The sequence below is a fragment of the Thermomonospora curvata DSM 43183 genome (genome assembly GCF_000024385.1).
GTDB classification, from domain to species: Bacteria; Actinomycetota; Actinomycetes; order Streptosporangiales; family Streptosporangiaceae; genus Thermomonospora; species Thermomonospora curvata.
Map to the genome: position 1 here is coordinate 1,039,251 of NC_013510.1, position 21,074 is coordinate 1,060,324.

The following is a 21,074-nucleotide window of genomic DNA, read 5'->3' on the forward strand; positions in this document are numbered from 1 at the left end:
CGCATGGCGGCGGACATCGACCACATCACCGCACCCCATCGCGCTCTCAGACCCTGCCGGCATATGACCGGACGCGCCGCGCGCGGGCCGGGAAGAGGAGGACGCCATGCCGGATGAACGCAGGCCGATCGAGGCCGTCCGCGTGCAGCTGTATGCGCCCGTGGCCTCTTTCCGCGACCCGATGTTCCCCGGGGTGACCCGCTGCCTGCCGGTCCCTCCGCCTTCGACGCTGCGGGGGATGCTGGCCGCGGCCACCGGCCGTCCCGCCGAACCGGTCGTGCTGGGGGTGTGCGCCTACGCCGAGGGACGCGGCGTGGACACCGAGACCTACCACCCGATCGCGGCCGACGGCTCCAACCCCGCGATCGGCGGACGCGTCAGGCCGGGCAAGGGCGGCATGACGATCCGGGAGCGTCCATTCCTGACCGGAGTGCACATCACTTTGTGGGTGCCGATGCCCGACGGGGAACGGATCGCCACGGCGCTGCGGCGACCGACCTGGGGCCTGCGGCTGGGACGCTCCCAAGACCTGGTGCACGTCCGCTCGATCACCCGGGTCGAGCTGGTGCCCACCGACCGGGCCCGCATCGGCCACGCGCTGGCTCCCCGCGGCGGACATCAGGCGCCGCAGGCGAACCTGCTGCGGCTGGCCGACCACGTCAGCACCGACCGGCTGCGCACCGACTACGGCGACTACCTGTGGTGCGCCGAACCGCCGACCGATGTCCGCCCGGTGGCCGGCGCCTACCGGGACGGCGATCAAGCGGTCTGGCTGCAGGCGCCGCCAGCGCCGGAGACCGGCGACGACGGCGAGCTCGCCGGAGTTTTCGGCAAGTCCAAGGCCGCATCCAAGCTGGGACGTCCCGAGCTGCTGATCGAGCACAGTGTCACCGTGCGAAGCGCCGCCCAGGCGGTGGCCGAACGCATCGGCTCACCGGGAATCCTGGCCGACCGCCCGGGATTTTGGACCCAGGTGGAGATCGCCGCCCTGCTGCACGATGCGGGCAAAGTAGCCGAAGGCTTCCAAAACCAGTTGCGCCCCGGCGGCGAGCCCTGGGGGGAGCGGCACGAGGTGCTCTCCCTGGCCTACGCCGACCTGCTGACCCGGCACCTGCCCGAATCCGACCGCACCATGATCGCAGTCGGGGTGGCCTTCCACCACAGGCCCCTGATCTCGGCGAGCGGACGGGACCTGCGGGAGATGTATCCGCCCGAGGCGGCCTGGGAACGCAAGTTCGGCCGCGATCCGGACGCTCCCCCCACGCGCCCCCGCGTCCAGGTCACCCCGGCCCGCCACGCCGCGCTGCTGCGCTGGCTGGCCGCCCAGCTCGGCATCCCGCCCCCGGAACCGGACGGACGGCGGCTATGGGAGCTGGCCCGCGACGCCTTCGCCCGTCTGCACGCCGCCTGGCGCGGCCGGGTCCCTCCCGAAGACGGGCTGGTCGCGGTGCTGCTGCAAGGAGCGGTCACCCTGGCCGATCGGTCCGGCTCCGCGCACGTGCCCCTGCAGACCCACATGCCGTTGCCGCGCCGGTACATCACCACCCTCCCCGCCCCCTACCCCCACCAGCGGGCCGCCGCCGAGACGACCGGGCACCTGGTGCTGTGCGCCCCCACCGGCAGCGGCAAGACCGAGGCCGGGCTGGCCTGGGCCTCCCGGCAGCTCGACGACATGCCCGGCCGTCCCCGGCTGCTGTGGGTCCTGCCGTACCGGGCCTCCATCGACGCCGCCCGCGACCGGTTCATCAAAAGCCTGCTGCCGGCTCCCGGCCAGAAGAAGCCCGACATCGGCGTCCTGCACGCGACCGCCGCCCGGACCCTGCTGGCGCGGGCCACCACCGACGATTGCCCGCCCGGCCCGCGCCAGGCGCGCAAGGCACGCGACCAGGCCGCCGCCATGCGGCTGTTCGCGCAACGCATCCGGGTCGCCACCCCCTACCAGCTGCTGCGCGGCGCCATCGCCGGGCCGAGCCACTCCAGCGTGCTGCTGGAGCAGGCCAACGCGCTCATCGCACTGGATGAGCTGCACGCCTACGACCCGGCCACGTTCGGACGATTGTGCGCGGCCATGCGGCTGTGGCAGATGCTCGGCAGCCGGGTGGTCGTCTTGTCGGCCACCCTCGCCCCACCCATGATCGACCTGCTCAAGGACACCCTCGACCAGGTGACCGTGCATCGGGCGCCGCCGGGCACCGCCCCCGACCGGCACCGCCTGGTGCTGGACGACCAGCCGATCACCGCACCGCAGAGCCTGGACCGCATCCGCCGCTGGCTGACCGAAGGCCACAGCGTGCTGGTCGTGGCCAACACCGTCGCCACCGCCCAGCGCCTGTACCGCGAACTGGCAGGTCACGCCAGAGCCGTCCTGCCCGACGACCCGGACGCGGCGATCCTGCTGCACTCGCGGTTCCGGGCCGAGGACCGCGCCGCCATCGAACGGCGGATCAGCACGCGCCACCCCGAACGCGCCGTCGGTGAAAACACCCGCCGCGGCGGGCTGGTGGTGGCCACCCAGGTGCTGGAGGTGTCGCTGTGCCTGGACTTCGACCGCGGGGTCAGTGAACTGGCGCCGATCGAGGCGGTCGCCCAGCGCGCCGGCCGGGTCAACCGGCGCGGACGCCATCCCGACGGCGTGGTGGAGTTCCGCGTCCACATGCCCGAATCCGCCCTGCCCTACGAGGAGGGCGCGCTGGATGCGGCCCTGTCGGCGCTGCGGAACACGCCCAGCCCGGTGATCTCCGAACAGACCGTGGAAACCTGGCTCCGCCACGCCTACGACACCGAGTGGGGACGGCAGTGGGCGAGCCAGGCCGAGCGTTACCGCAAGGAGTTCTTCGAATCCTTCCTCACCTTCTGCGACCCCTTCCACGACCGCACCGAACACGCGACCGGCCTGGACGAGGCGTTCGACAGCATCGAGGTCCTGCTGGAAAGCGACGCCGAAGAGTACAGCCTGCGCTCCAGCGGCCCCCATGGAGACCCGCTTCAAGCCGCCGGGCTGCTCATCCCGCTGCGCAAGGCCCAAATCCACCGCCTCCACCGCAACGGACGGGCACACCTGGACCGGGAGCGGGCACGCCGCGAACGACGCCCGCCCCTGTGGCTGATCAACGCCCCCTACAGCGAAGAAACCGGCCTGGACCTCAGCGCCGAGGCCACGTCCCCGCGGCAACCGGAGACCGTCCTGTGAAGTCGCTTCCCCGCCCGGACGCCATAGGCGGAGTGCACATCAAGTACCTGCTGCACTGCCCCAGACAGCTATGGCTGTACTCACGCGGCTACCGTCCCGAGCAGCGCAGCGACGCCGTCGCCTTCGGGGAGGCCGTGGACGAGACCACCTACACCCGCCGCCGCGACATCGACCTCGGCGAAGCCAAGATCGACTGGGTCACCACCGGCGCGATCGTCCACGAGACCAAATCCTCCCGCCGGCCCTCCGACCAGCATCGCGCCCAGGTCCGCCACTACTGCCTGCTGCTGGAACGCCGCGGCGTCAACGTCCGCGGCGGCGTCATCCACTACCCCCTCATCCGCCGCAAGATCGACGTCCCCTGGGACGCCACCGCCCGTACCGAAGCCGAAACCACCGAACAACAGGCCCAAGAAGTGATCGCGGCTTTGCACATACCGCCCCGCCTGCCCCGCAGCCGGTGCCGTGGCTGCGCCTACAACGACTACTGCTGGGCGGAGGCATGAGCTCCGCCGCCCGCACCTACTGGCTCACCGAGCCCTGCCGGATCCGCCGCGAAGCAGGCAGCATCCGCATAGAACGCTCCGACCGCAGCCCCGTCCGCATCCCCATCACCGATATCCGGGACCTGGTCGCCTTCGACCACATCGACATCAACACCTCAGCGGTCTCCCTGCTGAGTCGGCACGGCGTGATCGTCCACATCCTCGACCACTACGGCAACTACGCCGGCGCCATCACCCCGGCCGAGGACTCTTCTTCCGCCCTCGTCCTGCGACGCCAGGTCGCCCTCACCGCTGACGACGCCACCCGCCTGTCCATCGGCCGCGCCCTGGTGGCGGCGGCCGCGGCCAACGTCGCCTGGGCCTTGGACACCGACCTGCTCGATGCGCCACTGGCCCGGCTGCCCGAACAACTGGACGGCTGCCGCGACACCGAGCAGCTCATGGGAATCGAAGGCAACTTCCGTCGTACCGCCTGGGAGACCCTGGACACCTTCCTGCCCCCATGGCTCCGCCTGCAAGGCCGCACCCGCCGCCCACCGGCCAACGCGGGCAACGCCTTCATCAGCTACCTCAACTCCATCACCTACGCCCGCGTCCTCACCGCTTTGCGCTGCACGCCTCTCCACCCGGCCCTGGGCTTCATGCACGCCGACACCGACCGCCGCCGCAACACCCTCGCCCTCGACCTGGCCGAACCGTTCAAGCCCTTGTTCGCCGAACGGCTCCTCCGCCGTGCCGCCGCCCAGAAAACACTCACCCCTGCGGACTTCGAAAGCGACGTCAACCACGCATCCCTCAGCAAGTCCGGCCGCAAGAAGGTCGCAGAGCTCATCCGAACCGAGCTCGCCACCACCGTCCACCACCGAGCCCTCAAGCGAAAGGTCTCCTACGAAGAGCTCCTCCACCTGGAGGCCCTCAAAATCGTCCGACTCTGCCTGGAAGGCACTCCCTACAAGCCGTTCCGCCCCTGGTGGTGACCGATGTTCGTCATCGTCGTCTACGACACCCTCGCCGAACGCAACCCCCGCGTCCTACGCACTTGCCGCCGTTACCTGCACTGGGTACAGCGCAGCGTCTTCCAAGGCGAACTCTCCGCAGCCCAGCACCGAACCTTCATCTCCGAGATCAAGCAACACATCGACCCCGGATACGACAGCGTCCTGATCTACCGGACCAGGACACCCCACCACATCGAAACCCAAACCCTCGGCCAGACCCTTGGCAACACCGACCCCGTCCTGTAAGAAGAACCTTCTGACCTGCACATCTGCACTACCGCCGGACCGCTGCAAAAACGCCCGACCAACCTCCCTGCGAGATGCCTCTGAGCTGCGACTTTACTCTCGGGTCGCTCATCACCCCTGGAGGGATCGCAACGTGGGCCGGATATCGGAGTCCTGCGGGTTGGCAAGGATGTCGCTCATCACCCCTGGAGGGATCGCAACAGGCGAGACGCTCGGCGTATTCGGCGCCGACTTCAACGTCGCTCATCACCCCTGGAGGGATCGCAACTTGGGGTCGACCACGTCCGGACCGGCGCCCTGTTGTCTGGTCGCTCATCACCCCTGGAGGGATCGCAACCACTGCCAGGCGTACATGGGGTCGTCGACGCCGGGGAGTCGCTCATCACCCCTGGAGGGATCGCAACGCCGGACCGAGGCTCCGGCCGAGGCCGCCGAGGCGCTGGTCGCTCATCACCCCTGGAGGGATCGCAACGCCGACGGGTGCAGCTCCGGCCACTGCTGCGCCTGCTGGTCGCTCATCACCCCTGGAGGGATCGCAACCGGGCGGAGCGGGCCGGGGCGGTGCCGGTCAGCACGTCGCTCATCACCCCTGGAGGGATCGCAACCGGCCTGGCCGGCGGCCGCCCTGGTGATCGCGACGTCGCTCATCACCCCTGGAGGGATCGCAACCTCGGTGGCGTCTGCGCGGCGCTCGTCTCGCCGCTCGCGTCGCTCATCACCCCTGGAGGGATCGCAACGCGGGCAGCGTGCCCTTGCGGTAGGCGACCTCCCGTCGCTCATCGCCCCTGGAGGGATCGCAACATGGTGATGCTGGACGCCGCCCGCCGCAGCACCCGTCGCTCATCACCCCTGGAGGGATCGCAACCCGTCCCAGTCCTGGAGCAGGATTTCACAGTCTCCGGGGTCGCTCATCACCCCTGGAGGGATCGCAACTCCACAGCGGGCGGGGAGATCAGCAACGCCCCCAGCGTCGCTCATCACCCCTGGAGGGATCGCAACTCCACAGCGGGCGGGGAGATCAGCAACGCCCCCAGCGTCGCTCATCACCCCTGGAGGGATCGCAACTAGGTGCCCCACATGCGCAGGATGTCGCCGGTGCCACGTCGCTCATCACCCCTGGAGGGATCGCAATCAGATCAGCGAGCGGGACCAGCCGCAGCGCCGGGCGTCGCTCATCATCCCCGGAAGGATCGGAGCACGCTAAGACCTGTAGACATCGGTGATTCAGCGGCTACTCATCCTCCCTGGAGAAGCCGCGACTCGGAGTCGCTGATGTTATTGAATAGACTGGATTTTCCAGTAATTTAACTACTCTAATTTATTGGCACGGGTGGATTGGTCTGGTGTTTGTGAATTTTGCTGGAATGAATGATTTTTGTTCAATTTGGATGTTCTTTGGGTGTTGAATTTTTCTGGCGACTAGATGGTTGCTTGTGAATATTGATTCAGGGTGGGGTTAGCGCTTCCAGCTTGTCGTTTCCGCCGCTGGGTTACTCGGCAGTGGTCAGGTCTTCGATGTGGGGAGTGATAGCTCCAGAGCGGTTTCAATGTGTTCGGCGGTGGGTTCGGAGAGGCCTGCGAGGTCGCTGATTGTCCAGGCGATTCGGGTGATCCGGATGGCTGTTCGTATTGACAGTGATCCTGTCTGGATCGCTGCTTCGAGAGGGCGTAGGGCGGCGGTGGATGGCATGAAGTAGCGGCGCATTTGGTGGAGAGGGATGTGGCCGTTCTTGGTCCACGAGGTGTTGGCCAGTCTGCTGGATGCGCGGGCGCGGGCCTCGGCGATGCGGGCTGTGGCCTGAGCGGTTGTGATGTGGGCGGGTGTGAGTAGTGGGGTTTGGGACGACAGGTCGTCGAGGTTGAGGGTGAGGTCGATGTTGTTGCCGAGGCGGCTGAGCAGGCGGTCGAGGTAGCGAGTGCGGTGCTGGGGGTCGCATTCGCAGGTCGTTTGGCAAAGGGCGCTGCAGGGGCAGGGGGCGGTGGTCAGGACGAGCTGGATGTCGGCGGGGAAGCGGGTGATCGAGCCGCTGCGGGTGACGGTGATTTGACGGTCGTTGAGGGGTTGGCGGAGCAGCTCCAGGGCGCTGGTGGGGAAGTCCGCGGCGTTTGCCGGATGGAGGATTCCTTGGTGGGCGAGGGCGATCTCACCGGGTAGGGCGGGGCTGCTCGCGTTTCCGCATAGGGAGTCGGGGGTGCTGGTGGGGGCGGGGGAGCGGTAGGGCGGTCGGGTGATCAGTGGATCGTGCGGGTTCACGAGTCCGGCGGCGGAGTGGATCGCTGTGGCCTCCAGGGCGGCGGCAGGGGTGAGATCGGGGAGGAGCGGCGGCAGTGCTCGTCCATATCGGGCCGGGTTCTGGCGGCCGGTGATCAGCAGGTGGTGACCCCCTGCAGCGGCTACTTGCAGGGCCAACGCGGCGGCTTCGGGGAGGCGGAGGTCTGCAAGGTCGGGGAAGGTGGGCTTTGGCGCAGGGGGCGCTGCGGGGGTGCGGGGTGCGGAGGGTGGTGTTCCGGTGGTGAGCCAGGTGATGACCTCGGTCAAGGTGTCGGCCGCGATCACCTGCAGTCCGGGTGGGAGGCCGGCTTCGGCGGCGTTGGCGTGAGCGACGACGATGGCCGAGCAGCCTGCTTGGGCTGCGGCCAGGGCCGTGGGGGTCATCGCTCGCACGGGACGCAGCGAACCGTCCAGGCCGAGTTCGGCGGCGAAGACGACTTTTGACAGGGCCGCAGAGGGGATGGCCTCGTCGTTCGCGGCGAGTGCGGCGACGGCGATCGCCAGGTCGAACGAGGAGCCGTGTTTGGGCAGGGAGGCGGGCAGCAGGCTCACGGTGATCTGGCCATGTGACCGGTGCAGGCCTGCGTTGATGATGGCGGCTTGGATCCGGTCCTGGGTCTCGCGCGCGGTGGCGTCGGGGAGGCCGTGCAGGTGCAGGCTCGAGGGTCCTTGGACGGCTGAGGCTTCGATGTCCAGGAGGAAGCCCTCGATACCGATCACCGCGATGGCGTGTGTAGTGACAGTGGGCATGGGTGTTCCTTCCGGTCGGGTGTTGCAGAAACCGATTGATTGGCGGCCGGGTGTGTCGGTGCCGCTGCGCTATGGGCGGCTTGGCAGCCAGGCGCCCGGCCTCACCGCGTGCCGCTAAGCCGTGCCAGGTAGGCCGGCCGCAGATGTTTGAGCGCCCGCACTCAAGCAGTCGTGGCAGAGCTCAGCTTCTCGGCAGTGGTCAGGCAGGCGTGGTTTGCCTTCGTGGCTTTGGTGCCGGGGTCTGGAGGTCCTCCCACGGTGCTCTGGCACCTGGCAGGACGGTTCTCCGCGTGAGCCCGGCCAGGGCTTGGGCTGGTGGAGGTTGCCGGTGAGGCCATGAGCTGGGGCCGCAGCGCCATGAGGACCTTGCCTCATGCGGTGACCTGCGGGGCAAGTAGCCGTGATCGCCGGTAAAGGCCACCGCGACGGCGAGAGGTCCCTGTACGGCCGATCGAGGGAGGGCGCAGTGGGAAACCGGTCGCTCCCCGCTGAGCTCTCGTTCTGCAAACGGTGGAGTGCCCCCACGTTCGACGGCCCTCCACCGGGAACAGTTGATCAAGCGGCTTCGATGCGGCCCTTGGCCTGGGCTCCCTTATCGGGACTCTCTCCGTCTTCCACCTCGGCGATCTCGCCGGCCGTTTCGTCAGCCGCCTGCGGCTCTGGCTCTGCCTCTTGCCGAGGCGGTACGGCCTCGTGAGCCGAGGATGGGACGGCAGGGGCGCCCGCAGCGGGAACGGCGTGCTGCAGCCCTTGCTTGCCGGCCTCGGTTAGGTGCTCGTCGCACTCCTGGGCGGCCCTGTCCACCGGCTGTTCAGTGTCGTTTCCGCCGATGAGAACGTCGGCCGGATCATCACCCCGGTAGGGGACACCATCGGCGACGGCCCTTTCGATCGGGCTGGGCTCATAGCCGTGCTTGGCCCCGATCTCGGCGACGAACCGCAGCCACGCCCCGGCGTCCTCACGCGAACAAGGGCTGTACTTGTCCTCGCGCCAGGTGTGACGACGCTCCCCGTCCCCGGTGATCTCCCGCTCATAGGCCGCGGCGATCGGCGCCAGCGCGATCATCCACAAACCCGGCAGGGTGCTCTTGGCCACCGTGTCCGCCGTGGGACCGCCGAAGGCGGCGAACATCCCCGAATGCCGGACGCCGCCCAGCGCACGGCGCAACGGCTCGGGCATCGTGACGAGCTGCTCGGTCACGAACCGGGCAATGGTCCCCGCGACGTTCTTGGGCGCCGTCTTCCGGGCCAGGAACTCCTCCAGCCACGCCTGGCGGACCTTGCCGGCCGCCTCCCACGCCTTGTTCCCCTCGATGACGATCTTGCGTTCCGTCCCGGACGCAGGCCCGGGGAGCGCATCAGGGACGGCGGCGGCAGGCCCGGACGGGCCGGCGGTATCGGTTCCGGCGACCATGTGGCCGTGCCTGGCCGGGTCCGTGCAGTAAAAACGCGGGACGGCGTCGCCCCATGGGGGAACCCACGCGATCGCACCGGGACAGCCGGCGTGCCCCTCGGCGGTCATCGCCTCCTCACCGTCCATCAACTGGTGCAGCTCCACGGCACCCGCGGGACGATCGACGACGACCGTGACCCCTGCCTCCTCCAGCTCGGCGACCACCTTGGCACGGTGGGCCTTGGCCTCCCGCTCGTCCAGCAGCCGCTGCACGGTGTACTTCAGCGGGCTGTAACGGTTGCGGGCGATCACCTCCATCGCCTCGGGATCGTCCTCGAACGGCTTGAGCAGCGCCAGCTCCTCCAGCGTCCACTCGTAATCCATCCCGGCGGCCAGTTCCTTGGCGCGGGCGCTCAGGCTCCCCGCCCGGATTCCGGCCTTGACCTCGGCGGCCGACAGCCCGGTGGCCTTGCGAATCTCGGTCTTGGTCATCACCTTGGACGCCGCGAACAGCGCCGCGGCCTCCTCCTGCACCGACAGGTCCCTGCGGAAGCGGGAGGAGATCAGCATGTGCAGGTACTGCAGCGCCTCATCGTCGGCGGTGTCGGCGGAGAAGAAATACGGCACCGCGTCCAGCCCGACCTTCCGCGCGGCGTCCAGGCGGATGTTGCCGTCCACCACCCGGTACCCGCCATCGGGATCCACGGTGATCTCCAGCGGGACGATGATCCCGGCCGTGGCGACCGACCGGCAGAACGCCTCATCGGCCTGCTTGTCCTCGCGGACGTTGCCCGGGTGGGCCGTCAACAACTCCACCGGGATCATCGGACGCTCGGTGTACTCCGGCTCCCGGTCGTTCCCCTCGCCAGAACCGGTACCGGCGGGAACCTGCCGGTCTGGGCCGGCGGCATCGGGCGCGGCGGTGACTTCGGCCATGTGCTCTCCCTGACTCACGCCGGGTTGGCCTGAACACCGCGGGGATGCGGTGCCCCGGGGACACAAGGGAGCAGGTCCCCGCCCGGCTCAAGGCGCCCGCGCCGCACGCGGCCGGGAACGCACACCGGCGGTCCGGCCCGGCCAAGATGTTTCCGACGAAGGAGGAAAGATCTCTGGCAAGGGCCGGAACGAGCGCAGCGAGAGCCGGTTGCGGGCACGGCAAGGGCGGCGCAGCCTGACCGGGCCGGGCGGGGATCCTTGTGCGCGCCGAGGCCAGAGCAGCAGCATCATGACCGGGGAAAACCGCGACCAGCAGGGGAGACCCTGCATGGCGAAGCCCGGTAGCACATCGCACGCCGGGCTTCACATGAGGCAGGTCTCACTCGTCTCGAAGGATCAGGGGCCAATGTTTGATGGTGGCGAACACCGGCGTCGCAGGCCCTGCGTAGGCGCGCCGAGAAGGTTGTGCTCGATCTATTCGGCCGCCTCATCTTCATCCAAGCCCACCGCAGGGGACCTGCAGGCACAGTGCCAGGTCGTAGACGGCGACGGCGCGGCGGACCTGGCCGAACCACCCCCTCAGCCAGCCTGATCAGCGCATTCTCGAACCCGCCCGCCGGCAGCGCCTCACCGTCGCTGCATTCGTCCAGCAGATCCCGGATCTCCTCAAAAGAGGCCTCAACCATGCCCGCCGTCTGTTTTCCGGCGACACCTTGCCGATCCTTACGGTCCTGGGGCGACATCGACAGCGGCAGGCCGCTTTTGACGTCGAACGACTGACCGGCCAGCGCCGCCGCTTTGACCTGGCTGTGGAACCTCTTGGCTGGAGAGACCGGCTGCGAAAGCTCCTGCCCCTGCGCTGGCCGGCGATGTTCCAGCACGCCCAGTGCACTAGGCCACCCGCCTTTCCCCGAGTGCGGATCCACTTGCAGACACACTTTGTAGGTGACTCCGCGCCGACCGCCGCGGCCACGGGATGCCTGCCGTCCAAAGGACGATGCGTTCGTGTTGAGACAGCCTCCTTGTACTGACCTCTGACCTGGGTGAAGTCATGTTTGGAATCATGACTGCCCACCTGGGCAAGCCAGTGCCTACCCAGGAGAAACTCCTGACGCTCTGCCCGCACAAGAAGAACCGCGAGGGGCTGGCAGGAAGTTAGCGAGATAACGCACTGTCCCCGCTTACCTGGGAAGCACGCACCCTCGATTCGAGCAAGCTTGGCTCTGTCCAGACCACCCCCGCCTGTGCAGGGAGAACAGGGCAAAAGCTAACCCCCTGGCTACAGAAGGCGGACCACCCCCGCCTGCGCGGGGAGAACCCCTGAAGCCCGAAGGAGGACCCGTGGCGCAGCGGACCACCCCCGCCTGCGCGGGGAGAACCGCGCCCTCGGGCTGACCGGACAGTTGGACATCGGACCACCCCCGCCTGCGCGGGGAGCACGTAGTTCGATGAATTCTTCAGGGGTGCAGTAGAGGACCACCCCCGCCTGCGCGGGGAGCACCTGAACGCCCGCATCCGCGCCCGGCGTACCGACGGACCACCCCCGCCTGCGCGGGGAGCACGGCGGCGAACCGACCACTCCCGTGCCCGACCACGGACCACCCCCGCCTGCGCGGGGAGCACTGTTGCGTTTCCAGGTTCTCCCAGCTCAGACGCGGACCACCCCCGCCTGCGCGGGGAGCACTCGATCCGGCCGCCCAGCACGCGCCGCCGGTACGGACCACCCCCGCCTGCGCGGGGAGCACCCAGCAAAGAAGCCCTTGGCGGCGTCGGAGAACGGACCACCCCCGCCTGCGCGGGGAGCACGGTGCTGTCCACCGCCGGCGGGGCCACCAGCTCGGACCACCCCCGCCTGCGCGGGGAGCACGGAGCCGTCGTCCTCGGCCCCCCTGAGACCACCGGACCACCCCCGCCTGCGCGGGGAGCACCTGCTAGGCGGTGGGATCGCCTAGTGGGGCCGCGGACCACCCCCGCCTGCGCGGGGAGCACGGCACGTAGCCTTGTCGGTCATGGGGGTTGTCCGGACCACTCCCGCCTGCGCGGGGAGCACGCGGGCTTCGAAGCCGAACGCGGTGACTAGGTCGGACCACCCCCGCCTGCGCGGGGAGCACAGAGAGCACCACCGGCACACCGTGTCGCCACGCGGACCACCCCCGCCTGCGCGGGGAGCACATCGCATCCTGCTGCAAGGTGCGAGTGAACCGCGGACCACCCCCGCCTGCGCGGGGAGCACGGCCTGCGGGATGCGTTTGATGTTGGCGAGGACGGACCACCCCCGCCTGCGCGGGGAGCACTACGACTATGTGGAGCTGGAGGACGAGGTCGGCGGACCACCCCCGCCTGCGCGGGGAGCACCCGCGAACTCCCCTGACCGTCCATCCCCACGCCGGACCACCCCCGCCTGCGCGGGGAGCACTAGGGATGCCGCGCTCGTTGAAATCGGCGCAGAGGACCACCCCCGCCTGCGCGGGGAGCACCAGACCCGCATCGTCTACTCCACCCGCGTCGGCGGACCACCCCCGCCTGCGCGGGGAGCACTCCCGCAACCGCTGCCGTAGCTCCTCCCGCTGCGGACCACCCCCGCCTGCGCGGGGAGCACCTGGCCGTGACGAACATGGTCAGCGAGAACACCGGACCACCCCCGCCTGCGCGGGGAGCACATCTTGGTGCAGTCGAAGGTGTCCGGCTCCACCGGACCACCCCCGCCTGCGCGGGGAGCACTCCAACGCGGTCCGGGCCCGGTCCCACCACTGCGGACCACCCCCGCCTGCGCGGGGAGCACACGACGTGATGAGCGGCGGGCTGTTGGCAAATCGGACCACCCCCGCCTGCGCGGGGAGCACGGCCGTGTATGTACGGGACCGGCAGCCGTTCGTGGACCACCCCCGCCTGCGCGGGGAGCACTGCCACGCCGCGGAGCGTGATCCCCTGAGCCACTGGACCACCCCCGCCTGCGCGGGGAGCACGCGCCGCAGCATTCGCGATGATCCGACCAGTGCGGACCACCCCCGCCTGCGCGGGGAGCACAGGACCCCGGCGAAGACGACCTGTGGCAGGATCGGACCACCCCCGCCTGCGCGGGGAGCACTCGAGAGATGCGCACCGGACCAAACTCGCCGAAGGACCACCCCCGCCTGCGCGGGGAGCACCTCGCCGAATTCCGCGATCCCATACGGGGCCTCGGACCACCCCCGCCTGCGCGGGGAGCACCAGTGTCAGGCGGTAGGCTGCACCGATCTCCGCGGACCACCCCCGCCTGCGCGGGGAGCACATCGTCAAGAATTTCCTCGGCGGCCTAAAGAACGGACCACCCCCGCCTGCGCGGGGAGCACCGCGGGTGCGGCTGCGTGGGTCGCCTAGCGCCCGGACCACCCCCGCCTGCGCGGGGAGCACAGCTCATGAGTGACCTGCATCAGGAAGCCATACGGACCACCCCCGCCTGCGCGGGGAGCACGCCGATCAGAACGCGGCGATCACGGCCGTGAGCGGACCACCCCCGCCTGCGCGGGGAGCACTGGGCGCCCCGGCTGGTCCCCGGGGCGTTCTGCGGACCACCCCCGCCTGCGCGGGGAGCACGGCGCCACGCTCGCCGTCGACAGCTCGGCGTACGGACCACCCCCGCCTGCGCGGGGAGCACCCATGCGCGGGCCCGCCCCGAGGTTGCAAGTACGGACCACCCCCGCCTGCGCGGGGAGCACCCCGTGTGGCTGTCCCGCCACTCAGGGAACGCCGGACCACCCCCGCCTGCGCGGGGAGCACCGCGGCAAGCACGCTTTTCGCGCAGCGTCAGGCGGACCACCCCCGCCTGCGCGGGGAGCACTTGTAGAGGACCCTCCGCCGCAGGGTGACCGGCGGACCACCCCCGCCTGCGCGGGGAGCACTGCATCCACCAGCAGCAGTCCGCACCCCAGCCCGGACCACCCCCGCCTGCGCGGGGAGCACGAGCGCACATCATCCATGCTGTCGCCGTAAGCCGGACCACCCCCGCCTGCGCGGGGAGCACGGGAAGCGGGAGAGGTACTCATCAAGGTGCTCCGGACCACCCCCGCCTGCGCGGGGAGCACTGTCTGGCCGACGCCGAAGACTTCCTCGGCCACGGACCACCCCCGCCTGCGCGGGGAGCACGCCTCCTCGCGGGCCTCGGCGGCCCGCAGCGCCGGACCACCCCCGCCTGCGCGGGGAGCACGACGTAGAGAGGGGGCTGGACATGTGGGCGAAGGGACCACCCCCGCCTGCGCGGGGAGCACCGCACCCACGCCTGCACATCCAGACGGCGCACCGGACCACCCCCGCCTGCGCGGGGAGCACTGACCGGGCGGGGCGACGGCCTGGGTGGCCTGAGGACCACCCCCGCCTGCGCGGGGAGCACCTCGCGCCCCACACCGACGGCCAGGCAGACCCCGGACCACCCCCGCCTGCGCGGGGAGCACAACGCTCGCCGCAGGGCGTGCACCTCGGCGGCCGGACCACCCCCGCCTGCGCGGGGAGCACACCGAGGCTCAATTCAAGCGGTTCACTCGCACCTGGACCACCCCCGCCTGCGCGGGGAGCACGAAGAAGACGAAGGGTGAGGGCTGATGCCCACCGGACCACCCCCGCCTGCGCGGGGAGCACGGCGACCCGTCGGACGCCTCCGCCCCCTCCGTCGGACCACCCCCGCCTGCGCGGGGAGCACCAACCTTTCGAAGTGCGCCTGGTTGTCGCCGCCGGACCACCCCCGCCTGCGCGGGGAGCACCGTAGGGGCCGGACAGGTTGCTCGGGTCGAACCGGACCACCCCCGCCTGCGCGGGGAGCACTCGTACTGCTCCTCGCCCAGCATGGCCTGGGCCGGACCACCCCCGCCTGCGCGGGGAGCACCCGGCGTCCAGCAGCCCGACCAGGGCCGTCCCCGGACCACCCCCGCCTGCGCGGGGAGCACGATGTCTACGTCGGTCAGCGGCCCAAACCCTACGGACCACCCCCGCCTGCGCGGGGAGCACCCCTTGCTGACCTGGGATTATAGGGCGGCGTTACTGATTTGTGACCTTGTGGATTGGAGTGAAGGCTGGACTGGCACGAGAGGGAGTCTATGCATCTTGGCGATTTTGTCGGTGGGGTGTGATGCAGTTGTCTCGAAGCCAAAGATGTGAGTTGCGAGACGGGGGTCGTATCTATGGGCGGCCTTGGTGGGGAGGCTCTGCGGTCCGTCGATGCGCGGTTGTGGGGGAAGCGAGATGGGCTGCCGGGGCCTTATCCGGTGGTCTGCCATCTCATCGATACAGCGGCGATTGCCGGGGCGCTCTGGGATGTGTGGACCGCTGGGCTGGGGGTCTTGCGTGCGGATGTGCTTGGTGAGCGCGTCGCTGCGCATATGAGGAGCCTTGTCTGTTTTTGGGCCGGTTTGCACGATATCGGTAAAGTGTCGCCGTCGTTTCAGGTGCTGGTCGGTGACCTTTATCAGAAACTGGTCACAGAGGCTTCGGAGTACGAACAAGACGAAGCGATATCCGGTTTGCGTCATAACGAGGTGACGCAATGGGTGCTGGTTGAGATCTTCCGGGCGCTGGGTTATCCGGCCGCTGACAGTGCACGCCGGGACGTCGGGCATCAGATCGCTCAGTTGCTCGGCGGGCATCATGGGCGGTTCTGTGCCGCGATGAGGCGTCCGGAGCTGCGGGCCCCCCGGTCTCGTCCCGGCGTAGGCAGGGGTGTGTGGGAGGAGCAGTGCCGGGCGCATGCGGCTGTGCTCCGAGAGCTGACCGGTGCCCGGGAGGTGTTGCGGGAGCGTCTTCCGGTGCCGGTGGCGGTCGTGGTGCTCGGCATCGTGATCGTGGCGGACTGGCTGGCCAGCCAGGAGTCGTTCATCGTCGCGCGGATGCCGGGGGAGGGGTGGGAGGCGTCCCCGGAGGAGCTGCGGGCTCACTGGGAGCGGGCGGTGGCCGATGCGCCGCAGGTGGTGCGGGACGCGGGGCTGGGGCGCGGCCTGCTGGAGGACCGGACCTTCCGGGAGCTGTTCGGCTTCGATGAGCCGAACCCGTTGCAGGCCTCGGTGATGAAGGAACTGCCCGAGCTGGTCAACGGTCCCGGCCTGGTGCTGTGCACGGCCCCGCCGGGCGACGGCAAGACGGAGGCGGCCCTGTATGCGGCGGGGGTGCTGGCCCGCGCCTGCGGTGCCAACGGGCTGGGGTTCTGCCTGCCGACGATGGCGACGACCGACGCGATGCACAAGCGGGTCTCGCGGTTCGCCCGGCGGGCGCTGCGGGAGGACGCGGCGCTGACCAAGGTCCACAGCATGGCCTGGCTGTCGTCGGACGCCGCCGGGGACGCGGCCGCCGGTGCGGCCGGCGGCGACGCGGTGATCACCGATGCGGAGGCCTCGACGGAGGCGGCGCAGTGGCTGCACGCCGGCCGGCGGGGACTGCTCGCTCCGCTGACCACCTTCACCATCGACCAGGGGCTGACCGGGGTGCTGCCGGTGAAGTACAACGTGCTGCGCCTGATGGCGATGGCGGGCAAGGTCGTGGTGATCGACGAGGCCCACTCCTACGACGCCTGGATGCACGCCTTGCTGCTGCGGTGGCTGGAGTGGCTGGGCGCGCTGCGGGCCCCCGTGATCCTGCTGTCGGCCACGCTCACCGGCGCCGCGGCGCGCTCCCTGGTCGAGGCCTACCTGCGCGGCGCCGGGCACACGGTCCCCCAGGAGCTGCGGCCCTGCTATCCGGGGTGGCTGTTCGCCGACGCCGTGACCGGTACCGTCCACCCTCCCCGGGAGGTGACCAGCGAACGGGAACGCGCCGTCGCCTTCGAGATGGTTCCGGTGCGGCGCGGTAAGGACCCGTCCCGGCCGGGGCATCGGCTCGCGGTCATCAAGGACCTGCTGGCCCAGGTGGTCAACGGTGACCGCGGATGCGTCCTGGTGTGCTGCACCACGGTCCCCGAGGCCCAGGACACCTACCGGTACCTGGCCGACTGGTTCCGCCGCGTGGCGGAAGAGGGCGGACGGCCCCCCGAGCTGCGGCTGCTGCACTCCCGCTACCGGGCGCGCGACCGGGCCGCGATCACCGAGGCCTGTGAACGGGACTTCGGCAAGGAGGGCGGGCGTCCCCGCACGGTCCTGGTCGCCACGCAGATCGTCGAGCAGTCGCTGGATTTGGACTTCGACCTGCTCATCACCGACCTGGCGCCCATGGCGCTGCTGCTGCAGCGCTCGGGCAGATGCCAGCGGCACCGCGACGGGCGCATCGACCTGCACCGGGAGCGCCGCCCGGACTGGGCCGGCGCCGCGCCCCGCGTGATCGTGCTGAATCCGGTGGACGACCAGGGGGAGTTCGCGGTGCCCGAGGAGTGGGGCGGGGTCTACGACGAATCCCTCCTGCACCGCACCAGCAGGCTGCTGCACGCACGCGGCGCCGAGCCGGTCCAGATCCCGGGCGATGTGCAGGCCCTGGTCGATGCGGTCTACGCCGAGGACTTCACCTCGGTGGTCGCGCTGGACGAGGCCAATGCGCGCCGGATCGTCCGAGCGGACGGTGAACGCCTCGGCGGTGAGGCCGCCCAGCGGCAGACCGCCGACCTGGTCATGATCTGCTCGCCCCGCGACGGGAAGCTCCGCGACCTCCGCAATCTCAGCGAGGCTCAGGCCAAGGTGAGTTCGGCGTGGCTGACCACCCGCCTGGGGGCCGACTCTGAGCGCCTGGTGTGCGTCTATGAACAGAGCCCCGGCGTGTGGACGTTGGACGAGACCGGCCGGATTCCCGTGCCGGGGATGGAGGGGCGGTCACGGGTGACCCGTGACCAGGCGCGTCTGATCGCCGAGTACATGATCCCGGTCCCTGGCCGGTACTGCGGCGAGGAGGCCGAGCTGCTGGAGCCGCCGCCTTCCTGGGATAAGAACGCCGTGCTGCGTGACTGGAAGCTGCTGCCGATGCGGCGCGCCTCCGACGGCGGCTGGTATGGGCGGCTGCGGCCAGGTCAGGTGACTTATCAGGCGAATGTGGGACTTCAGATGCTCTACCCGTGACAACCTTGCTAGATTAGAGGCATCCGAGATGCCCCTAATACCTGCCTCTGGGGCACCTCGGTGGACCCCCGCCTTCGCGGGGAAGTGCCGAAGCTGCGGATTCTCTGCCCGTGACAACCGGGCCACCCCCGCTGAGCAGGGAATTCAAAGCTTCGGCTAGGGCCGCTCTCGCCCGGCTGAGGCGGTGGCTACCTCCTCACTCTCACCGCACCCGAGCGGGAGCCCTCACCCCTGATGGCCTGAGTTTTCCGCAGGAGAACTCAGGCGACGTCCACCGGACGAGCCGTCTCCCGCCACTACGGGAGGTTCCAGAGCAGCTTACTGAACCTTTTCGGTCTGCCGTTTTTAGAGGTCACGGACGAGGGACTGGGAACCGCGGCGCTGTGGCGCCCGGGACCTCAGGTGAGCCGTGCGCTGTAAAGGCTCGGCGCCCTCCCATCCCTTGGCGGCAGGTGCTGAAAACGGTTCGCCGACCGGTCTCCTGACCTAGGAAAGGGGCGTTCGTGGCATCGGACGTCAGTTTCGACTTGGCACTGGAGCCATGGGCGGAGGTCCGCTGGAAAGAAGCCGGACCCGACCGCCCGTCAAGGCTCGGCCTGCGGGACCTGCTCGTGCACGCCCATGAGATCGAGGCGCTGGCCATCACCCCTCCGCCCGCCCTCTCGGCGATGTACCGGCTGCTGTATGCGCTCACCGCCCGCGTCACCGGGCTGGACGAGAACCCCGACGGGGACGGGGACTGGCTGGACCGGCGCGCGGAGATCTTCGGCGAGCCCTTGGCCCCCGACGCCGTCGATGCCTACTTCGCCGAGCATGAAGGCAGGTTCGACCTGTTCCACCCGCAGCGGCCGTTCCTGCAGGACCCCAGGCTGGCCGATCCCGCGGTGTGCCCGAAGAGCGCCGGCGTGAACAAGCTGGTCCTGGGACGCCCCGCCGGCAACAACTCGGTGTGGTTCGGGCACCACTGGGACGCCTCGCCCATCCCCGTCCCCACGCCCGACGCCTTTCTGTCCCTGCTGGTCTGGCTTTACTACGGCCCGTCCGGGCGCTGCTCCACCCGCACCCACGCCGACGTCACCGCCGCCGATGTGTCCGCCGGCCCGTTGCGGGGGAGCCTGTCCTACCACCCCGAGGGCGACACCCTGCTGGAGACCCTGCTGGCCGGGCTGACCCCGCCGCCCGAAGGCCTGCGCAGAGCAGACGACCCCTGCCCCTGGGAACTCGCTGACCTGCCCGACCCGCTGGCCCCGCCGCGCACCCCCAACCCTTACCCCGGTCCCTGCACTCGCCTGACCGGCGGCTGGCAGCATGCGTTGCTCCTGGTCCCCGACGACACCGGGCGGCACGTCACCGACGCCTACATCACCTGGGGTCACCGCGGGAAGCTGCCCTCCACCAACGACGCCTATGTGATCTTCCAGATCAGCAAGCAAGGCAACCTCTACGCGCGCCCCGCCGATGCGGGACGCGCCCTCTGGCGCGACCTGGACGGCCTGCTGGATCTGCCCACCACCGCCACCGGCACCCAGCCCCGGCGCCCCGCCGTGTTCGGCACCGGCCTGGATGATCTCGGCTCGTTCAAGGTCCGCGCCCTGGGCTTCGAGCAGGACGGCAAGACCAAGGACATCCAGTTCATCTCGGCCGTCACCCCGCCGCTGCTCTTCCGCATCAACGACGAGGACCTCGCCACCGCCCGTCGCATCGGCGACATGCGGACGGCGGGGGAGCTGTACGGCGGCCGCCTCGAGTACGCCGTCAAACGCGCCTGGGCGGCCGTCGTCGATGACAAGCCCAAGGACTGCGCCTGGGCGGAGCACGCCGCCGCCGCGTACTGGCCGAAGGCGGAAGAGATCTTCTGGACGCGGCTGCGCAACCAGGACTACGACCGGCACTGGCAGTCGTTCCGCCGCGTGGCGATCTCCGTGTTCGACCAGATCACCCGGGATCACGCCCGCGGCGCCCGCACCGCCCGCGCCATCGAGGAAGCCCGGCTGGAGCTTTACGGCGGCGCCCGCAAAGCCAAGCGGAAGGACCGCCGTTCCACCTCATCGTCTTCGACCGCTCAGCAGGAAGCCATGACCGCCCAGCAGACAACCGCCGTCCATCCGTCCTTGGAGAGACCCCGCCGCTTCGTCGCCGAGGTCTTCCGCCTGTGCGAGGACCCCGGGAAACGCGCCGCCCTGCGCAGCGGCCTGGGCCGCCCCCTGGACGAGTGCCACCGCATGCACAAGGTGATCGCCGCGAGGGTGCCCGAGGAACGGGAGACCGTCCAGCAGGCCTACTACGCGATCGCCGCAATGATCGCTTCCCTGCCGCCGCAGGCCCGGGAGGCGCCGCCTTCCGACGCCCTCACCGGCCGCAGCTTCGGCCAGTGCCTCGCCGAAGGCGTGGGCCGCGGGCTCCTCCGCGAGAGCGCCGCCGAGGCCCGGCTGGACCAGCTCACCCGCCAGAGCGTGGACGACCTGCACCGCCGCCTGCCCGCGGCGGTCCGGATCCTGGCGGACCGGTCCTCCGCCGTTGACTGGGCCCAACTCCTGCTGGACCTGGTCTGGTGGGAGGACGACCGCGACCGGATCGCGCGCCGCTGGCTGCAGGACTTCTACCGCACCCGCTTCAAAGACGAACTCAAAGCCGCCCAGGAGGCGGACGACGACGAGCACGGTTCCCAATGACTCTTTCCCCGTCACGCCGCCTCCGCAGGTCGGGACGGCTATCCCGTGGGCGAGGCCGCGTCCTGGGACGGCACGTCCTGAACACCGCCTGAGGCCGCGTGGCGAAAACGAC

The 21,074-nt window shown here is 70.0% G+C and carries 8 protein-coding genes and 2 CRISPR repeat arrays; of the genes, 6 read left to right on the forward strand and 2 right to left on the reverse strand.

What is annotated here, in order from left to right:
- Nucleotides 1–106 precede the first annotated feature (106 nt).
- From TCUR_RS04595 to cas2, 4 genes are read left to right on the forward strand one after another with little or no spacing between them, the layout of a single operon-like run.
- Nucleotides 107–3,190, forward strand: coding sequence for a CRISPR-associated helicase/endonuclease Cas3 (locus TCUR_RS04595; RefSeq protein WP_012851305.1), 3,084 nt, complete (start codon nucleotides 107–109; stop codon nucleotides 3,188–3,190).
- Complete coding sequence (gene cas4, locus TCUR_RS04600) at nucleotides 3,187–3,696, forward strand: CRISPR-associated protein Cas4 (RefSeq protein ID WP_012851306.1); 510 nt, start codon at nucleotides 3,187–3,189, stop codon at nucleotides 3,694–3,696. The genes TCUR_RS04595 and cas4 overlap by 4 nt, the downstream gene beginning before the upstream one ends.
- Nucleotides 3,693–4,673, forward strand: a complete 981-nt coding sequence (gene cas1b, locus TCUR_RS04605) for a type I-B CRISPR-associated endonuclease Cas1b (protein WP_012851307.1) — start codon at nucleotides 3,693–3,695, stop codon at nucleotides 4,671–4,673. Before cas4 ends, cas1b begins: the two co-directional genes overlap by 4 nt.
- Nucleotides 4,674–4,676: 3 nt before the next feature.
- A complete protein-coding gene (gene cas2, locus TCUR_RS04610) occupies nucleotides 4,677–4,940 on the forward strand; it encodes a CRISPR-associated endonuclease Cas2 (protein ID WP_012851308.1) in 264 nt (87 codons plus the stop codon).
- A gap of 103 nt (nucleotides 4,941–5,043) precedes the next feature.
- Nucleotides 5,044–6,137: direct repeats of the CRISPR family, unit length 30 nt; unit sequence GTCGCTCATCACCCCTGGAGGGATCGCAAC.
- A 307-nt stretch (nucleotides 6,138–6,444) separates the two neighbouring features.
- Here cas2 and TCUR_RS04615 read toward each other — a convergent pair.
- Both TCUR_RS04615 and TCUR_RS04620 read right to left on the reverse strand, forming a co-directional pair.
- Nucleotides 6,445–7,962 (reverse strand): ATP-binding protein, encoded by a 1,518-nt coding sequence (locus TCUR_RS04615; RefSeq protein WP_012851309.1) that lies wholly within the window; start codon nucleotides 7,960–7,962, stop codon nucleotides 6,445–6,447.
- A gap of 555 nt (nucleotides 7,963–8,517) precedes the next feature.
- Nucleotides 8,518–10,290, reverse strand: a complete 1,773-nt coding sequence (locus tag TCUR_RS04620; RefSeq protein ID WP_012851310.1) for a ParB/RepB/Spo0J family partition protein — start codon at nucleotides 10,288–10,290, stop codon at nucleotides 8,518–8,520.
- 1,228 nt (nucleotides 10,291–11,518) lie between these two features.
- Nucleotides 11,519–15,270: direct repeats of the CRISPR family, unit length 29 nt; unit sequence CGGACCACCCCCGCCTGCGCGGGGAGCAC.
- Nucleotides 15,271–15,443: 173 nt separating this feature from the next.
- Here TCUR_RS04620 and TCUR_RS04625 point away from each other — a divergent pair.
- Nucleotides 15,444–18,290: a CRISPR-associated helicase/endonuclease Cas3 gene (locus TCUR_RS04625; protein ID WP_041439320.1), complete on the forward strand. Its 2,847-nt coding sequence runs from the start codon at nucleotides 15,444–15,446 to the stop codon at nucleotides 18,288–18,290.
- Between the two features lie 503 nt (nucleotides 18,291–18,793).
- A complete protein-coding gene (gene casA / locus TCUR_RS04630) occupies nucleotides 18,794–20,962 on the forward strand; it encodes a type I-E CRISPR-associated protein Cse1/CasA (protein ID WP_012851312.1) in 2,169 nt (722 codons plus the stop codon).
- Nucleotides 20,963–21,074: the final 112 nt, after the last annotated feature.

Bases quoted from the DNA above. Each gene is read 5' to 3' on its own strand.
- TCUR_RS04625 (WP_041439320.1), top strand. From the start codon at position 15,444: ATGGGCGGCCTTGGTGGGGAGGCTCTGCGGTCCGTCGATGCGCGGTTG.
- TCUR_RS04595 (WP_012851305.1), top strand. From the start codon at position 107: ATGCCGGATGAACGCAGGCCGATCGAGGCCGTCCGCGTGCAGCTGTAT.
- cas1b (WP_012851307.1), top strand. From the start codon at position 3,693: ATGAGCTCCGCCGCCCGCACCTACTGGCTCACCGAGCCCTGCCGGATC.
- cas2 (WP_012851308.1), top strand. From the start codon at position 4,677: ATGTTCGTCATCGTCGTCTACGACACCCTCGCCGAACGCAACCCCCGC.
- TCUR_RS04615 (WP_012851309.1), bottom strand. From the start codon at position 7,962: ATGCCCACTGTCACTACACACGCCATCGCGGTGATCGGTATCGAGGGC.
- TCUR_RS04620 (WP_012851310.1), bottom strand. From the start codon at position 10,290: ATGGCCGAAGTCACCGCCGCGCCCGATGCCGCCGGCCCAGACCGGCAG.